Raw genomic sequence first — 15,634 nt, 5'->3', positions numbered from 1 at the left:
CAGGAGAACATCAGGGCGGCGATGTCGCCCTCTGCGGTCAGCTCGGATGCCAGGGCTTCCAGCGCGGTCGTCTTACCGGTCTGCCGGGGCGCGTGGACCACGAAGTACCGGTCCATGTCGATCAGCGTCCGAGCCTCGGGAAGCCGCGGCGTGGGCGGCAGCATGTAATGGAGGCGCGGGTCGCACGGACCGGCGGTGTTGAAGGATTTCGCTGGGGGCGTTCGCATGGTCACATACTGTCACCATCTCTGTGGGGGCGGCCTCCGTTCGGCGAGGACTTCGAGGTCGGCGTCCGACCCCGGCCGCGCCCGCCGGTCGAGGTCGGCGTCCGACCCCGGCCGCGCCCGCCGGTCGAGGTCGGACGGATGCGACGTCGTCAGCTCATGGCGACCGGGAGCTCCTTGATGCCGTTGATGAAGTTGGAGCGCAGGCGGCGGGCGGGGCCGGTCTGGCGGAGGCGGGGGTGGCGCCGGGCGAGCTGTTCGAAGAGGACGCGGAGCTCCAGCTTGGCGAGGTGGTTGCCCAGGCAGAAGTGGGCGCCGCCGCCGCCGAAGCCGATGTGCGGGTTGGGGGTGCGGCCGATGTCGAAGACGTCGGCGTCCGGGAAGATCGAGGTGTCGCGGTTGGCGGAGGAGTAGAAGACGACGACCTTGTCGTCCTCCTTGATGGCCTTGCCGCCGAGCGTCTGATCCCTGGTGGAGGTGCGGCGGAAGAGGTTGACGGGGGAGACCCAGCGGACGATCTCGTCGGCGGCCGTGGCGGCCAGCGAGGGGTCGGCGACCAGGCGGTCCCACTGGTCAGGGTGCTCGAACAGGGCGAGCATGCCGCCGGAGGCCGCGTTGCGGGTGGTCTCGTTGCCGGCCACCACCAGCAGGAGGACGAACAGGTCGAACTCGTCCTCCGACAGCGTCTCGCCGTTCTCGTCCGTCTGCAGGAGCTTGGTGACGATGTCGTCGCGGGGGTTGGCGCGGCGCTTGGCCGCCAGCTCGTTGGCGTAGGCGTACACCTCGGCGGCGGCGGCGCTGCCTTCCTCCGGGGAGGCGGCGTAGTCGGGGTCCTGGGCGCCGATCATGCGGTTGGACCAGTTGAAGATCTTGTCACGGTCCTCGACGGGGGCGCCGAGGAGCTCGCAGATCACGTAGAGCGGCAGGGGGGCGGCGACCTCCGTGACGAAGTCGGCCTGGGTGCCGAGCTGGTCCAGCAGGTCGTCACAGATGTCGCGGATGTGTTGTTCGAGTGCGCCGATGGCACGCGGCGTGAAGCCGCGGTTGACCAGGGAGCGGCGGCGGGTGTGCTCGGGCGGGTCCTGGTTGAGCATCATCATGCGTTGCAGCGCCCGCTGCTCCTCGGGCATCTCGTTGAACAGGGCCAGCTTCCGTGCCGACGAGAACAGCTCCGAGTGGCGTGAGACGTGCACCACGTCCTCGTGGCGGGTGACGGCCCAGAATCCCGGCTCGCCCTCGTGCCAGTGAACCGGATCATGCTCCCGGAGCCAGGCGAGCTGCTCGAGCGGGGGTCCCGCGTCAGCGTAACGGTCCTGGTCTACGAGGTCGATGTGCACCCGGCTCACCCTCTTGATCGAACACTTCGCGAAACCCTGCTGAAACGGGTTCTATTACGCGTCTGTACGGCCGTCAAGTTGACGGGAAAGCGCCCGGTATACCTGTGAGGGCTGTTTCACCTGCGCGTAAGCCCGTGCTGTCCTCCGATGTTTCTCCTGTTCTGCGCGGCAGGCGGTCAGAGCGCGGCGGGCTGGACACTCAGGTCACGGATTGGATTTAACCAGCGTGAGGCTCTTGACACGCAACCGAGGCCGCCTTCAGCATCTGGAGGCGAGACATCCGATGTATGACTGAAGGACGCGGAGTGAAGCTGCTGCGAGTAGGACCCGTAGGCCAGGAACGACCGGTGGTGATGGATGCCGACGGTAACTTCCGCGACATCGGGGAGCCCGACATCGACGGCGCCTTCCTCGCCTCCGGTGGAGTGGCGCGCGTGCGGGAGGCCCTGGAGCGCGGCACGCTGCCCGTCGTCGACGCCGGGGGCCTGCGCGTCGGCGCCCCCGTCGCCCGGCCGGGGAAGATCGTGTGCATCGGGCTGAACTACCGCGACCACGCCGCCGAGTCCGGCGCCGAGCCGCCCGCCGAGCCCGTCGTCTTCATGAAGGCGAGCGACACCATGGTCGGGCCGTACGACGAGGTGCTGGTGCCGCGCGGCAGTGTGAAGACCGACTGGGAGGTCGAGCTGGCCGTCGTGATCGGCAGGCGCGCCCGCTACCTGGAGTCGCGGGAGGAGGCCCTCGACGTGGTGGCGGGGTACGCGGTGGCCAACGACGTGTCCGAGCGGGAGTTCCAGCTCGAACGGGGCGGCCAGTGGGACAAGGGCAAGTCGTGCGAGACGTTCAACCCGCTCGGCCCCTGGCTGGTGACCGCCGACGAGGTCGGCGACCCGCAGGACCTGGCGCTCCGGCTCTGGGTGAACGGTGATCAGCGGCAGGACGGCTCCACCAAGGACATGATCTTCGACGTGGCGGAGATCGTCCGCTACCTGAGCCACTTCATGGTCCTGGAGCCCGGCGACCTCATCAACACCGGCACCCCGGCCGGGGTCGCCATGGGCATGCCCGGCCAGCCCTACCTCCGGGCCGGTGACGTCGTGGAGCTGGAGATCGAGGGCCTCGGCCGGCAGCGCCAGACGGTGGGTCAGGCATGACGACGACACAGGGCGCGGGCTCGTACCGGATCGTCGCGATGGAGACGCACGACGTGCGCTTCCCGACCTCGCGGGAGCTCGACGGCTCCGACGCGATGAACCCCGACCCCGACTACTCGGCCGCCTACGTGGTGCTCAGGACCGACGACGGGTACGCCGGGCACGGGTTCGCGTTCACCATCGGGCGCGGCAACGACGTGCAGACCGGCGCCATCTCCGCGCTGGAGCCGTACGTGATCGGCCGCGACGCCGAGGACCTGGGCGCGCTCTACAAGGAGATGGTCTACGACTCGCAGCTGCGCTGGCTGGGGCCGGAGAAGGGCGTCATGCACATGGCGATCTCCGCCGTGGTCAACGCCCTGTGGGACCTCAAGGCCAAGCGGGCGGGCAAGCCGCTCTGGCTGCTGCTGGCCGAGATGACGCCGGAGGAGATCGTCGAGCTCGTCGACTTCCGGTATCTGAGCGACGCGCTCACGCCCGACGAGGCCCTCCAGATCCTGAAAAATGCGGAAAGCGGGAAGCAGGAGCGCATCGAGCACCTCAAGAGCGCCGGCTACCCCGCGTACACCACCTCGCCCGGCTGGCTCGGCTACGACGACGACAAGCTGCGCCGGCTCTGCCAGGAGGCGCTCGACCAGGGCTTCGGCCAGATCAAGCTCAAGGTCGGCGCCGACCTCGCCGACGACGTGCGCCGCTTCACCGTGGCCCGCGAGGTGTGCGGCCCCGACTATCCCATCGCCGTCGACGCCAACCAGCGCTGGGACGTCGCCTCCGCCATCGAGTGGGTGACCGCGCTCAAGCCGTTCGCCCCGCACTGGGTGGAGGAGCCGACCAGCCCCGACGACGTGCTCGGCCACGCCGCCATCGCCGAGGGCATCAGGCCCGTCCCGGTCGCCACCGGCGAGCACGTGCAGAACCGCGTCGTGTTCAAGCAGCTGCTGCAGGCCGGCGCGATCTCGTACCTGCAGATCGACTCCGCCCGGGTCGGCGGCGTCAACGAGAACATCGCGATCCTGCTGCTCGCGGCCAGGTTCGGGGTGCCGGTGTGCCCGCACGCCGGCGGCGTGGGCCTGTGCGAGCTGGTGCAGCACCTGTCGATGTTCGACTACGTGAGCGTCACCGGGACCATGGAGAACCGGGTGATCGAGTACGTCGACCACCTGCACGAGCACTTCACCGACCCGGTGGTGATCGAGAACGGCCGCTACCGCGCCCCGTCGGCGCCCGGCTTCAGCTCCGAGATGCACGCCGAGTCGATCGCGGCCCACACCTACCCCGGCGGAGACGTCTGGAGGAACACGTGAACCTGAGAGCCATCGTGACCGGCGGCGGTTCCGGCATCGGCCTGGCCACCGCCACCCTGCTCGCCGGGCGGGGCATGAAGGTCGCCTGCCTCGACCTGAACCCGCCCGGCGAGCCGCTGATCGGCATCGCGGCCGACGTCGCCGACGACGCCGCGGTGCGCCGGGCCGTCGCCGAGGCGGCCGACCGGCTCGGCGGCGTCGACGTGCTCGTCAACAACGCCGGCATCGGCGCCCAGGGCACGGTCGAGGACAACCCGGACGAGGAGTGGCGCCGGGTGTTCGACGTGAACGTGTTCGGCATGGTCCGCGTCAGCCGGGCCGCGCTGCCGTACCTGCGCAGGTCGGAGCATGCCTCGATCGTCAACACGTGCTCGATCGCGGCCACCGCCGGCCTGCCCATGCGGGCCCTCTACAGCGCGACCAAAGGCGCGGTGCTGTCGCTCACGCTGGCGATGGCCGCCGACCACATCCGCGAGGGCATCCGCGTCAACTGCGTCAACCCGGGCACCGCCGACACCCCCTGGGTCGCCCGGCTGCTCGACGCCGCCGACGACCCCGCGGCCGAGCGGGCGGCGCTGGAAGCCAGGCAGCCGATGGGCCGCCTGGTCAGCGCCGAAGAGGTCGCCGCCGCCATCGCGTATCTGGCCGGCCCCGAGTCCGGCTCCACCACCGGCACGGCCCTGGCCGTGGACGGCGGCATGCAGGGGCTGAGGCTCCGCCCGTCCAACCCAGAAAGGTAAACCCCCCTGATGAAGCTCAAGCCGCTGGCCGCCTGCGCGGTCCTCGTCGCCGCCCTCGCCGCGTGCGGTTCCGACACCACCACTACGACCCCGGCAGCGGGCGGGGAAGGCGGGAAGGTCGGCATCGACCACCCGCGCGCCGACTCCGACTTCTGGAACTCCTACATCAAGTACGTCCCGGAGATGGCGGACGAGCTGGACGTCGAGCTGATGACGGCCACCAACTCGCAGAACGACGTGGCCAAGCTGGTCAACAACGTGCAGGCGCTGATCGGCCAGGGCGCCAAGGCGATCGTCATGGCCCCGCAGGACACCGGCGCCATCGCCAGCACCCTGCAGAACCTGGAGAACAAGAACATCCCGGTCGTCACTGTCGACACCCGCCCCGACAAGGGCAAGGTATACATGGTGGTACGGGCCGACAACCGCGCCTACGGCACCAAGTCCTGCGAGTACCTCGGCGAGCAGCTCGGCGGCAAGGGCAAGGTCGTGCAGCTCATGGGCGCGCTCAGCTCGATCAACGGGCGCGACAGGGCCGAGGCGTTCGGTGAGTGCATGAAGGAGAAGTTCCCCGGCATCGAGGTCTTCGACGAGCCCACCGAGTGGGAGGGCAGCAAGGCCGCGTCCATGCTGCAGACCCGCCTGGAGCAGCACCCCGACGTCAAGGGCATCTATATGCACGCGGGCGGCGTGCACCTGGCCCCGACGCTGCAGGTGCTCAAGCAGAAGGGCCTGCTGCTGCCGCCCGACGACCCCAAGCACGTGGTCGTGATCTCCAACGACGGCATTCCGCAGGAGTTCGAGGCGATCCGCAAGGGCGAGATCGACGCCACCATCTCGCAGCCGGCCGACCTGTACGCGAAGTACGCCCTCTACTACGCCAAGGCGGCGCTGGAGGGCAAGACGTTCGAGCCGGGCGCGACGGACCACGACAGCACGATCATCGAGCTGCCGAACGGCCTTGAGGACCAGCTTCCCGCGCCGCTGGTCACCAAGGACAACGTCGAGGACCAGACCCTCTGGGGCAACCAGGTCAAGTGATGACTTATCACGTTGAAGCCCGAAATGTCGTGAAGCGCTTCGGCCCGACCACGGCGCTCGACGGAGCGGGCATCTCGATCGCGGAAGGTGAGACCCACGCGCTCGTCGGCAGGAACGGCGCCGGCAAGTCCACGCTGGTGTCGATCCTCACCGGGCTCCAGCGGCCGGACGAGGGCGAGGTGCGGTTCTCGGGAGAGCCCGCGCCCGCCCTCGGCGACCGCGACGCCTGGCGGCAGCGGGTCGCCTGCGTCTACCAGAAGTCCACGATCATCCCCGCGCTGACCGTGGCCGAGAACCTGTTCCTCAACCGCCAGACCGAGGGCCGGCTCATCAACTGGCGGGCGCTGCGGGCCAGGGCGCGCGAGCTGCTCGACACGTACGAGGTCGACGTCGACCCGCAGGCGCTGGCCGGGGACCTCGGCGTCGAGCAGCGCCAGCTCGTGGAGATCGCCCGCGCGCTCTCCTTCGGCGCGCGGTTCATCATCCTGGACGAGCCGACCGCGCGACTGGACGGCCCGGCCATCGAGCGGCTGTTCGACCGCATGCGCGCGCTGCGCCGGCAGGGCGTGACGATGATGTACATCTCGCACCACCTGGACGAGGTCTACGAGATCTGCCAGAGCGTCACGGTCTTCCGCGACGCCCGGCACATCATGACCGCACCCGTCGCCGACCTGCCGCACGACGAGCTGGTCGACGCCATGACCGGCGAGGCGACCGCGGCCTACCAGGCCCGCGCCCGCACCCCGCGCGAGGCGGTGGTGCTGGCCGCGTCCGGCCTCTCGCTCGCCGGCCGCTACCAGGACGTCGAGCTGTCCGTACGGTCAGGCGAGGTCGTCGGGCTGGCCGGGTCCGGCAGCAGCGGCAAGGTGTCGCTCGCCGAGACCCTGGTCGGCCTGCGCCGGGCCGACACCGGCGCCGTCACCGTGAACGGCCGGGCGGTCAGGCCGGGCGACGTCCCGGCCGCGCTCGCCGCCGGGCTCGGGTTCGTCCCGGAGGACCGCCACCACCAGGGCTTCGTGCCACTGCTGTCCGTGGCCGAGAACGGGACGATGTCGATCGCGCACAAGCTGGGCCGGCTCGGCGCCGTCTCACCCGCGAGACGCCGCGCCCGTGCCGTACGGATGATCCAGGACCTGGACATCAAGACCGAAGGGCCCGACCAGCCCGTCGGCGACCTGTCCGGCGGGAACGCGCAGAAGGTGGTGTTCGCCCGGGCGCTGGCCGACGACCCGGACGCGCTGGTCGTGATCAACCCGACCGCGGGCGTCGACGTCAAGGCCAAGCAGGCGCTGCTCGGCGCCGTCGAGGACGCGGCCGACCGGGGCGCGGGCGCCGTGCTCGTCTCCGACGAGCTGGACGACCTGCGGATCTGCGACCGCGTCCTGGTGATGTTCCACGGACGGGTCGTCAAGGACGTGCCGCGTGGCTGGAGTGACCACGAACTCGTGGCCGTGATGGAAGGCATCGAAGAGTGACCACACCGACCGCACTGACCCCGGCCGTGCCCCGGCTCAGGCTGGCCAGGTTCCGGGACCTGACGCTGGTCCCGGTGATCGTGCTCCTGCTGATCGTGGGCGCGTTCCTGGACCCGGTCTTCCTGACGGCCGGCAACCTGACCAACGTCCTCCAGCAGCAGGCCGCGATCTCGCTGCTGGTGCTGGCCGAGGCGCTGATCCTGATCTCCGGCAAGTTCGACCTGTCGCTGGAGTCGACCGTCGGCATGGCGCCCGCCCTGGCCGTGCTCCTGGTCGTGCCGGTGTCGGCCGGAGGGCTCGGCATCGGGCTGCCGGCCGTGCTGGTGATCCCGCTCTGCCTGCTCATCGGGGCCGCGATCGGGGCGTTCAACGGGTTCCTGATCATCAAGTTCCAGCTGTCGGCGTTCATCGTCACGCTCGCCATGCTGATCATCGTGCACGGCCTGCACCTCGGCCCGACCGAGGGCAAGACGCTGTTCGAGCTGCCCGAGTCGATGCTCTACCTGGGCGGCGCCGTCTGGCTCGGCCTGCCGGCCTCGATCTGGATCGCCGGCGCGCTGTTCGCCGCGGGCATCGCCGGGCTCGCCTACCTGCGGGTCGGCCGGTCCCTGTACGCGATCGGCGGCAACATCGACGCGGCCCGCGCCGCCGGCATCCGGGTGGACCGGGTGCTGTGGGGCGTGTTCATCCTCGGCGGCACGCTCGCCGCGCTGGCGGGCATCCTGGAGACCGGCCGGCTCGGCGCCATCGGCTCCGGCATGGGCGTCAACTGGATCTTCATGGTGTTCGCGGCGGCCGTCATCGGCGGCGTCAGCATGGACGGCGGCAAGGGCACCATCCTCGGCGCTCTCACCGGCGTGCTCGTCATCGGCCTGGTGCAGAACCTGCTCACGCTCCAGGGCGTCTCGGGCTTCTGGCAGCCGGTCGTCTACGGGACCATCATCCTGTTCGCCCTCATGATCAGCCGGATAGCCGGCGGGAAGGCACAGGACTGATGGAACGGCTCGCGCTGCGTACCAGGCTGAAGCCCGGCTGCGAGGAGGTCTACGACCGCGAGCACGCCGAGCTCCCGGCGGAGCTGGAGCGGGCCATGCGCGCGCACGGCCTGCACTCGTGGCGGATCTACCGTGACGGGCTGGACCTGTTCCACGTCGTCGAGGTCGACGACTACGCCGCGCTGCAGGCCGCGCTCCGCGACCACCCGGCCGACCGGGCGTGGCAGGCCCGCATGAACCGGCTCCTCGACGGCGACTTCGACAAGGACTCCGGCGGTCTCCGGCTGGTCTGGGAGCTGACGTGATCGCGTTGCCCCGCGTCGGCCTGGGCGCCGCGCCCATCGGCAACCTGTTCTCGGCCGTCACCGACGAGCAGGCCCGCGCCACCGTCGACGCGGCCTGGGAGAGCGGGGTGCGCCTGTTCGACACCGCGCCGCACTACGGGCTCGGCCTGTCGGAGCGCCGCCTGGGCGCGGCGCTCCGCGACAGGTCCGGGTACGTGCTCTCGACCAAGGTCGGCCGGCTGCTGGTGCCCTCGTCCTCTGTCCGGCGGGACACCCAGGGCTTCGACGTGCCGGGTGATGTCGAGCGGGTGTGGGACTTCTCCCGCGACGGCGTGCTCCGCTCGCTGGAGGAGTCGCTGGAGCGGCTCGGGCTGCCGGGCGTCGACCTCGCGCTCATCCACGACCCGGACGACCATCTGGACCAGGCGCTCTCGGAGGCGTACCCGGCACTCGCCGAACTGCGCGACCAGGGCGTGATCAAGGCCGTCGGGGTCGGCATGAACCAGTGGCGGGCGCCGCTGAGATTCGTCCGGGAAACGGACATCGACGTGGTCATGCTCGCCGGCCGCTACACCCTGCTCGACCAGTCGGGCCTGCCGCTCCTGGACGCCTGCGCGTCGCGGGGCGTCCGGGTGCTGGCGGCCGGGGTCTTCAACAGCGGCCTCCTCGCGACCCCCGAGCCGTCCGGCACCTACGACTACCACCCGGCCCCGCCCGAGCTGGTGGACCGGGCCCGGCGGATCGCCTCGGTGTGCGCGGCCCACGGGGTGACGCTCCCACGGGCCGCGATGGCCTTCCCGCTGCTGCACCCGGCGACGGCGGCGATCGTCCTCGGCGCGCGCTCGCCCGGCGAGGTCAAGACCAACGCCGCGTCGATGGAGCAGCCTGTCCCCGGCGCGCTCTGGTCCGAACTGCGCGCCGAGGGCCTGCTTCACGAGGGGCGCTGATCAGGCGGCACGCGCTCAAGCCTGGTCCAGCCCGTCCAGCCCCGCTGCTCCAGCAACGCGATCAGCCGGCGCGCCGGCGGCACGACCTCGAAGGCCAGCGTGTCCATCAGCCGGGCGAGCGGCGAGTCGATACCGGTGTCGTCGACGTACTCCTCGCCCCGCTCGTCCGCCATCCGCGTGAGGTAGGCGGCCAGCCTGTCGGCCAGCTCGACCAGCCGCGGGTCGTCGTCGGTCCGGTCGAGAGCCTGGCTCAGGGTCAGGTAGAAGCCGGCGAGCCGAGGGTCGTCGAGCTGCTCCCGTTTGCGCGCCATCCAGCCGGGGACCCGCTCGGGTGAGCGCGCGGCCAGCGGGATCCAGCCGTCGCGCTCGGCCTGGACGATCCGCTCGTCGACCCCGAGCGCCCGGAGCCGGTCGAGATACTCGACCACGTCCGAGGGCAGCGCCAGGCCGTCCCCGGAGGTGAGCCGGGCGATCCGCTCACGGTGCCGCTGCCGCTCACGGATCTCCGCCCGCAGCCGCCTGTCGATGTCCGCGATCGCCGCGGCGAACTCCTCCTCGCCGGCCCGCAGCAGCTCCCGCACCCGCGCCAGCGGCACCCCGGCCTCGGCGAGGGTCCGGATCCTGATCAGCTCGACCACGGCGTCGGCGCCGTACCTGCGGTAGCCGGAGTGGTCCCGCTCCGGCTCCGGCAGCAGCCCCTTGGCGTGGTAGTGCCGCACCGCGCGGACCGTCACCCCGGCGTACGACGCCAGCTCGCCGATGGTCAGCATCACACCCGGCCGGTCGAGTCCCGGACGATCCGGGCGATGTCCTGGGCATGGGTGAAGACCAGCTGGTGGTCGGCGTCGAGCCAGGTCAGGGCGATGTGCGGATGTTCACGGACGAGCCGCTCGGCACCGGCACGCCAGTTCTCGTTGAAACTCGGCGGCCCGTCGCCGGCCATCGAGGTGGACATGATCATGCTGATGGGCGCGTCGATCCTCCGGTATCGATCGAGGATCTCGGACCGGACGGCGTCGATCTCGATGTTCAGGTCGAGAGTCTCCTGGGCGGTCAGCAACACCTGGCGCGCGGTGCCCCGCTCGGCCTCCTGCCGCGTCGCCAGGTCCGCCCACATGGCCCGGAACTGCGGAAGGACGGCCTCGGTGACGAACGGTTCGGGCACCGGGTTCGCCCCGTCGATGAGGACGAGCCCGGCGACGGAGCCGGGATGCTCGGCGGCATGGTGCACGGCCAGGTCGGCGCCCAGCGAGTAGCCCGCGAGCACGGGCGCCTCGGGCAGGTCCAGCTCCGCCATGACCGCGCCGAGGTCGCTCAGGAACCTCTCGAAGAAGTACCGGCCGGCGGCCGAGGCGAAGCCGTGGCCGCGCAGGTCGAAGGTCACCACGTCGTGGTCGCGCCGCAGCAGTTCGGCCAGCTCGCACAGGTGGGCCTGCGTCGAATGCAGCCCGGGGCACAGGACGAGCGGTCGTCCCCGGCCGCCGCGGGATACCGGGATCGTGACGCCGTCGTGGTGGATTGTTCTGTCGCTGGTCATGTCACGATCCTGGGAGCCTGACCCTGCGTCAGGGTCAAGCGGCGACACCCGCACCGCCTGAGGAGTAGTGCACCACCCACAGCCCCGGCACCGGCTCCGCCTCCCCGGTGAGAGTGAACCCGAGTCGCTCGTACAGCGTCCTGGCAGGCGTGTTGTCGCGCCCGGTGGAGACCACGACCCCGCGCTCGCCGGCCCTGGCCATGACCTCCTTCACCAGCGCCCGTCCGACGCCTCGCCGGTGCGCGCCGGGGTCCACCATGAGCCGGTCGAGGTCCACCTCCTCGGCGGTCTCCGCCCAGGCCACGGCTCCGAGCAGCGTGCCGTCGTCGTCGAACGCGCCCAGCCAGGTGAGCGGCTGGGCCCGCAACTCCTCCGATGTCTCGTGCAGCGGCGGGATGCGGTCATCGCCGATGATCTCCGCCTCGACGCGGTAGGCGGCTCGTTGCAGATCGATCAGGCCCGGCTGATCAGCCGATATTTCGGATATACGCACTCAACCAACCTCCCACAACGCACTCACCGGCATTGCCCGCATCCGATCTCCGAACGGCAACGTCTGCGTCCCCGTGTGGAGCACGATCCCGGCGATGAAGTCGTCCCCAAGGCGGTCGGCGAGGTGCCGCAGGCCTCGAAAATCGTCCGGCCGTACGGTCGATGCGGCCTTGACCTCGATACCCACGACCTGACCTCGGCGGTTTTCCAGGACCGCGTCCACTTCCACCTTGTCCTTGGTCCGGTAGTGGTAGAGGTCCACCTGCTCTTCCGCCCAGGTCAGCTGGCGGGCGCGCACATCAGATCCTCCCGAGGGGACCGGTGCCTTCAGGCGATGGGGGAATCGGAAGCGGAAGGGCCGCCAGGGCCCGAGTGTGCCCGGGACGCACGAGCGGGCCAGAGCTCTATGGTCTCCATCCGGCCTACGAGTGTGTCGGGGGCATCGCACACCCGTGGTGAGTTGGCCGCTGATCACGTGGTGGTTCAGTCGCTTAGGAAGTGGTGGTTTGGTCGCCAAGGTCGTGGTTGCTTGGACGCTGCCTATCTGGTGAATCGGTCGTCCTCGCCGGGTTCGGTGCGTGCGACTGGTCCTAGCCGCGACGGCCAGGCGCCGCATCGCCGACAGGGCCGTTGTACGCCAGCATGGTCGACTCCGCGGGCACCACGATGTCCGCCACCTCCACCACCCGATCGCCGGCGAGGTGGGCCCGTTCGACCACCATCACCACGCTTCCCGCGCCGATGTCGAGCCGCTTCGCCTCCTTGTGGGTCGCCACCCGCGCCGACACCCGCTCGTCCCAGGCGTCCACCATCAGCCCGATGGAGGCCATGCGGCGTGGCACGCCCTGACGACTGTGCGGTCGGCGCGCTCGAACGGGGAAGCCCTCCGTGATAGGTTCGGCGGCGGCATGCGCCGCTACTGACTGAGGAGGTGAGACCGATCAACGCTGTGACAGGTCGGGACTCCCTCCCTCGCATGGCCTAGGGAGTGCCCGCAGCAAGGCATCCCGAAAGGCCCGAAACGCTATGCGCTTCACCTCCGAGACGTCGTCCGACGGCGTCTCCGAACAGCTCTTCACCCTCGGTGAGATCCCCGGCGTGCTGTGGACGCCGGAAGACGCCAACGGTCCTCGGCCCCTCGTCCTGATGGGCCACGGCGGCGGCCAGCACAAGAAGGCTCCCGGCATCGTGTTCCGCGCGGGCCGCTTCGTGGCCGAGTGCGGTTACGCGGTGGTGGCGGTCGACGTGCCCGGCCATGGCGACCGGCCGAAGGACGAGGAGTACGACCGGATCGCGACCGCGAACCAGGCCCGCGCGGACGCCGGAGAGGAACTGGCTCCGCTGATCGCCTCCTTCCAGGCCCTCGTGGCCCGCCGCACCGTCCCGGAGTGGCGGGCGGTCCTGGACGCGGTCCAGAAGCTCGACCACGTGGGCACGGGCCCGGTGGGCTACTGGGGCGTGTCGCTGGGTTGCGGGCTCGGCGTCCCGTTCGTCGCCGCCGAGCCCCGGGTCCGGGCGGCGGTCCTGGGGCTGGGCGGGGCGCTGTCATCGGCCGGGGACGCCACGCGGATCACCGTCCCGGTGGAGTTCCTGGTGCAGTGGGACGACGAGCGGGTGCCCAGGGCCCAGAGCCTGGCCTTGTTCGACGCCCTGGGCTCGGCCGAGAAGACGCTGCACGCCAACCCCGGCAAGCACGCGGAGATCCCGGCGTTCGAGATGGACAGCACGCTGCGGTTCTTCGCCCGCCACCTCCGCTGACCCCAGGGACGCGAGGTCACCCGGATAATCGGTTGGCATCGCAGGACGCCCGTTGTTAGGTTGCCGGGCGTGTCCAGCCCAGAGGCGTCAAGACGGTAGCCACCGGTCATCCGGTGGCTACCGCGTGCGGTCCCTGAAGAGACCGTCGTCACCGGATCACCGGCCCCGCTTTCCTGTCGATCCCTCTCTGGGTGCGGAGCCTCTTCATGCCTTTCTTCGTCTACCTTCTCGGGCTGGCCGTGTTCGCCATGGGCACGTCCGAGTTCATGCTGTCCGGCCTGGTGCCGGGCCTCGCCCAGGATCTGGGCGTGACCATCCCGGAAGCCGGCCGGCTCACCTCGGCGTTCGCCGTGGGGATGATCGTCGGCGCGCCGCTGATGGCGATCCTGAGCCTGCGCTGGCCGCGCCGGCGCGCGCTGCTGGCGTTCCTGGCGGTCTTCCTGCTCGTGCACGTCCTCGGCGCGGTCACCACGAGCTTCGACGTCCTGCTGCTGACGCGGGTCGTCGGGGCGCTCGCCAACGCCGGGTTCCTGGCCGTCGCGCTGTCGGCGGCCACCGGCCTGGTCGCGCCGGACGCCAAGGGGCGCGCCACCGCCGTCCTGCTCGGCGGGGTCACCGCCGCCTGCGTCGTCGGAGTGCCCGCGGGGGCGCTGCTCGGCCAGGCGTGGGGGTGGCGGTCGGCGTTCTGGGCGGTGGCCCTGGTGTCGGCGCCGGCGTTCGCCGCGATACTCAGGTCGGTGCCCGTCTCTCCGGCCGTCGTCTCCCGTGAGGGCGGGGCGGGCCCGGAGCTCGGGGCGCTGCGCGACCGGCGGCTGCTGGTGACGCTGCTGCTCGGCGCGCTGGTGAACGGGGCGACCTTCTGCGCCTACACCTACCTCGCGCCGATCGTCACCGACGTGGCGGGGATGGGCACGGCGTGGGTGCCCGCCGTGCTGGCGCTCTTCGGCCTCGGTTCGTTCGCGGGCGTCACCGTCGCCGGCCGCGTCGCCGACGTACGGCCCGCGCGGCTGCTGGTCCTGGGCGGGGCGGCACTGCTCGCCGGGTGGGTGGTGTTCGCGCTGACCGCCGGGAGCCCGGTGGCGACGGTCGTGCTCGTCCTCGTCCAGGGGACGCTCGCGTTCGCCGTCGGGTCGACGCTGATCTCCCAGGTCCTCTACGCCGCCGCCGGCGCGCCGACGCTGGGCGGCGCGTTCGCGACGGCGGCGTTCAACGTCGGCGCGGCGCTCGGTCCCTGGCTGGGCGGTCTCGCCATCGGCGCGGGCTACGGGTTCCGCTCGCCGCTGTGGGTGAGCGCGCTGCTGGTGGCGCTCGCCCTCGCCGTCCTGGTCCGGCGTCAGGACGGGATGAACAGCCAGGCCGCCGACTCGCCCGGTTCGTAGGGGGAGTCGAGGCGTTTGGCGACCACGCCGGGCAGGCCCTGCCGGCGTGCCGCCTCAAGGACCGGCCGGGCGTCGCCGGGCCAGGAGGGGGCGGTCTGCCAGCGGGGCGTGGACAGGCCGAGCGCCTCCAGGGCCGCCCGGCGGACCTCGTACGGCTCGTCCAGCAACACCCGGCCGTCGTCGTACAGCAGGTCGTAGAAGACCAGCACCTCGGCGCCCGAGAGGGTGGCGAGTTCGCCGTCCAGGAGGGCGGTGCGGCTGCCGAACGACGCCGCGAGCGGCCGCAGCCACGGGTGCTCGCGGGCGGCGGCGGTGCGGCCGCCCTCGATCGGGACCAGGAGGCGGCGCCCGCCCCAGGCGAACTCGTACGCGTACGCGGCGGTGTCGCGCGGCAGGCGGGAGCGGCGCGAAGGAAGCATGGGTGCGACGTCCGGCAGGGGAGCGCGGGACGGGGGATCCATGCGGTGGATCATCCAGTTCTTGCCGTTCGTCTGGAACAGCACGAACCGGCCCTCGGCGCGGGAGCCGTGCAGGACGACCTTGACCTCGCGCTCGGACCATTTCTCGGTCTCGTACGTGCCGCGGTCCCAGATCGTCATGGTGCCGCCGCCGTACTCGCCCTGGGGGATCTCGCCGTGGAAGGCGAGGTACTCCATCGGGTGGTCCTCGGTGTGCACGGCCAGGTGGTTGGTGGCGGGGTCGGACGGCAGGCCCTTGGGGATGGCCCAGGAGGCGAGCACGCCGTCGCGTTCCAGGCGGAGGTCCCAGTGGAGGGAGCGGGCGTGGTGCTCCTGGATGACGAAGGAGTCGCCGCCACCGGGCGCGGGGGATGCCGGGGGGACGGGTTCGGGGGTACGGCTGGCGTCGCGTTTGCTCCTGTATTGCGTGAGTTTGTCAGCCACACAGCCGTACTACCCGGTTATTCGCGAATGGACGAGCGAACCCCCGTCGGCTTCTGGAAGGATGA

General features: G+C 71.0%; 18 protein-coding genes. 10 read left to right on the top strand and 8 right to left on the bottom strand.

Annotation, left to right across the window (positions count from 1 at the left end):
• Positions 1 to 227 (bottom strand): hypothetical protein (locus KME79_RS39820; RefSeq protein WP_219551037.1); only part of this gene is annotated, 227 nt, incomplete at its 3' end.
• Between the two features lie 149 nt (positions 228 to 376).
• Entirely contained in the window at positions 377 to 1,561 is a 1,185-nt protein-coding gene (locus KME79_RS39815; protein ID WP_219551035.1) for a cytochrome P450, read from the bottom strand.
• 353 nt (positions 1,562 to 1,914) lie between these two features.
• Here KME79_RS39815 and KME79_RS39810 point away from each other — a divergent pair, with 353 nt between their 5' ends.
• Genes KME79_RS39810 through KME79_RS39775 form a run of 8 tightly spaced genes read left to right on the top strand, consistent with a single transcriptional unit; the run spans position 1,915 to position 9,501 of the window.
• On the top strand, positions 1,915 to 2,712 hold the full coding sequence (locus tag KME79_RS39810; protein WP_281429638.1) for a fumarylacetoacetate hydrolase family protein: 798 nt from the start codon (positions 1,915 to 1,917) through the stop codon (positions 2,710 to 2,712).
• The gene (locus tag KME79_RS39805) at positions 2,709 to 4,016 is read left to right on the top strand and encodes an L-fuconate dehydratase (protein ID WP_219551031.1); all 1,308 of its coding nucleotides are present in this window, start codon (positions 2,709 to 2,711) and stop codon (positions 4,014 to 4,016) included. The genes KME79_RS39810 and KME79_RS39805 overlap by 4 nt, the downstream gene beginning before the upstream one ends.
• Positions 4,013 to 4,756 (top strand): SDR family NAD(P)-dependent oxidoreductase, encoded by a 744-nt coding sequence (locus tag KME79_RS39800; protein ID WP_308249223.1) that lies wholly within the window; start codon positions 4,013 to 4,015, stop codon positions 4,754 to 4,756. Before KME79_RS39805 ends, KME79_RS39800 begins: the two co-directional genes overlap by 4 nt.
• 9 nt (positions 4,757 to 4,765) lie before the next feature.
• A complete protein-coding gene (locus KME79_RS39795) occupies positions 4,766 to 5,797 on the top strand; it encodes a sugar ABC transporter substrate-binding protein (RefSeq protein WP_219551029.1) in 1,032 nt (343 codons plus the stop codon).
• 29 nt (positions 5,798 to 5,826) lie between these two features.
• Positions 5,827 to 7,275 (top strand): sugar ABC transporter ATP-binding protein, encoded by a 1,449-nt coding sequence (locus KME79_RS39790; protein WP_308249222.1) that lies wholly within the window; start codon positions 5,827 to 5,829, stop codon positions 7,273 to 7,275.
• Complete coding sequence (locus tag KME79_RS39785; protein WP_187280961.1) at positions 7,272 to 8,270, top strand: ABC transporter permease; 999 nt, start codon at positions 7,272 to 7,274, stop codon at positions 8,268 to 8,270. Before KME79_RS39790 ends, KME79_RS39785 begins: the two co-directional genes overlap by 4 nt.
• Entirely contained in the window at positions 8,270 to 8,575 is a 306-nt protein-coding gene (locus tag KME79_RS39780) for an L-rhamnose mutarotase (RefSeq protein ID WP_219551025.1), read from the top strand. The genes KME79_RS39785 and KME79_RS39780 overlap by 1 nt, the downstream gene beginning before the upstream one ends.
• The gene (locus tag KME79_RS39775) at positions 8,572 to 9,501 is read left to right on the top strand and encodes an aldo/keto reductase (protein WP_219551023.1); all 930 of its coding nucleotides are present in this window, start codon (positions 8,572 to 8,574) and stop codon (positions 9,499 to 9,501) included. Before KME79_RS39780 ends, KME79_RS39775 begins: the two co-directional genes overlap by 4 nt.
• On the opposite strand, the gene KME79_RS39770 is transcribed toward KME79_RS39775, so the two are convergent.
• The 5 genes from KME79_RS39770 to KME79_RS39750 all read right to left on the bottom strand — a co-directional run bounded on the left by KME79_RS39770 (position 9,486) and on the right by KME79_RS39750 (position 12,372).
• Entirely contained in the window at positions 9,486 to 10,271 is a 786-nt protein-coding gene (locus KME79_RS39770; protein ID WP_219551021.1) for a MerR family transcriptional regulator, read from the bottom strand. The genes KME79_RS39775 and KME79_RS39770 overlap by 16 nt on opposite strands.
• Positions 10,271 to 11,038, bottom strand: coding sequence for an alpha/beta fold hydrolase (locus tag KME79_RS39765; RefSeq protein ID WP_219551019.1), 768 nt, complete (start codon positions 11,036 to 11,038; stop codon positions 10,271 to 10,273). The genes KME79_RS39770 and KME79_RS39765 overlap by 1 nt, the downstream gene beginning before the upstream one ends.
• A gap of 34 nt (positions 11,039 to 11,072) precedes the next feature.
• On the bottom strand, positions 11,073 to 11,531 hold the full coding sequence (locus KME79_RS39760; protein ID WP_219551017.1) for a GNAT family N-acetyltransferase: 459 nt from the start codon (positions 11,529 to 11,531) through the stop codon (positions 11,073 to 11,075).
• Positions 11,532 to 11,828, bottom strand: coding sequence for a DUF4143 domain-containing protein (locus KME79_RS47310; protein ID WP_308249221.1), 297 nt, complete (start codon positions 11,826 to 11,828; stop codon positions 11,532 to 11,534).
• A gap of 292 nt (positions 11,829 to 12,120) precedes the next feature.
• Complete coding sequence (locus tag KME79_RS39750) at positions 12,121 to 12,372, bottom strand: UTRA domain-containing protein (protein ID WP_219551013.1); 252 nt, start codon at positions 12,370 to 12,372, stop codon at positions 12,121 to 12,123.
• A gap of 184 nt (positions 12,373 to 12,556) precedes the next feature.
• Between KME79_RS39750 and KME79_RS39745 the strand changes: the two genes are divergently transcribed.
• Positions 12,557 to 13,288: a dienelactone hydrolase family protein gene (locus KME79_RS39745; RefSeq protein ID WP_219551011.1), complete on the top strand. Its 732-nt coding sequence runs from the start codon at positions 12,557 to 12,559 to the stop codon at positions 13,286 to 13,288.
• A 206-nt stretch (positions 13,289 to 13,494) separates the two neighbouring features.
• Positions 13,495 to 14,667: a Cmx/CmrA family chloramphenicol efflux MFS transporter gene (locus tag KME79_RS39740; RefSeq protein ID WP_219551009.1), complete on the top strand. Its 1,173-nt coding sequence runs from the start codon at positions 13,495 to 13,497 to the stop codon at positions 14,665 to 14,667.
• Here KME79_RS39740 and KME79_RS47305 read toward each other — a convergent pair.
• Positions 14,622 to 15,569, bottom strand: coding sequence for a DNA polymerase ligase N-terminal domain-containing protein (locus KME79_RS47305; RefSeq protein WP_219551007.1), 948 nt, complete (start codon positions 15,567 to 15,569; stop codon positions 14,622 to 14,624). The genes KME79_RS39740 and KME79_RS47305 overlap by 46 nt on opposite strands.
• Positions 15,570 to 15,634 lie beyond the last annotated feature (65 nt).

Origin of the sequence: Nonomuraea harbinensis, from assembly GCF_019396385.1 — a bacterium.
Lineage (GTDB): Bacteria > Actinomycetota > Actinomycetes > Streptosporangiales > Streptosporangiaceae > Nonomuraea > Nonomuraea ferruginea.
The sequence above is the reverse complement of the archived record's forward strand: the minus strand, read 5'-3'. Positions and strand labels throughout refer to the sequence as shown.

Bases quoted from the DNA above. Each gene is read 5' to 3' on its own strand.
- KME79_RS39765 (WP_219551019.1), bottom strand. From the start codon at position 11,038: ATGACCAGCGACAGAACAATCCACCACGACGGCGTCACGATCCCGGTA.
- KME79_RS39740 (WP_219551009.1), top strand. From the start codon at position 13,495: ATGCCTTTCTTCGTCTACCTTCTCGGGCTGGCCGTGTTCGCCATGGGC.
- KME79_RS39745 (WP_219551011.1), top strand. From the start codon at position 12,557: ATGCGCTTCACCTCCGAGACGTCGTCCGACGGCGTCTCCGAACAGCTC.
- KME79_RS39810 (WP_281429638.1), top strand. From the start codon at position 1,915: ATGGATGCCGACGGTAACTTCCGCGACATCGGGGAGCCCGACATCGAC.
- KME79_RS39780 (WP_219551025.1), top strand. From the start codon at position 8,270: ATGGAACGGCTCGCGCTGCGTACCAGGCTGAAGCCCGGCTGCGAGGAG.
- KME79_RS39795 (WP_219551029.1), top strand. From the start codon at position 4,766: ATGAAGCTCAAGCCGCTGGCCGCCTGCGCGGTCCTCGTCGCCGCCCTC.
- KME79_RS39805 (WP_219551031.1), top strand. From the start codon at position 2,709: ATGACGACGACACAGGGCGCGGGCTCGTACCGGATCGTCGCGATGGAG.
- KME79_RS39770 (WP_219551021.1), bottom strand. From the start codon at position 10,271: ATGCTGACCATCGGCGAGCTGGCGTCGTACGCCGGGGTGACGGTCCGC.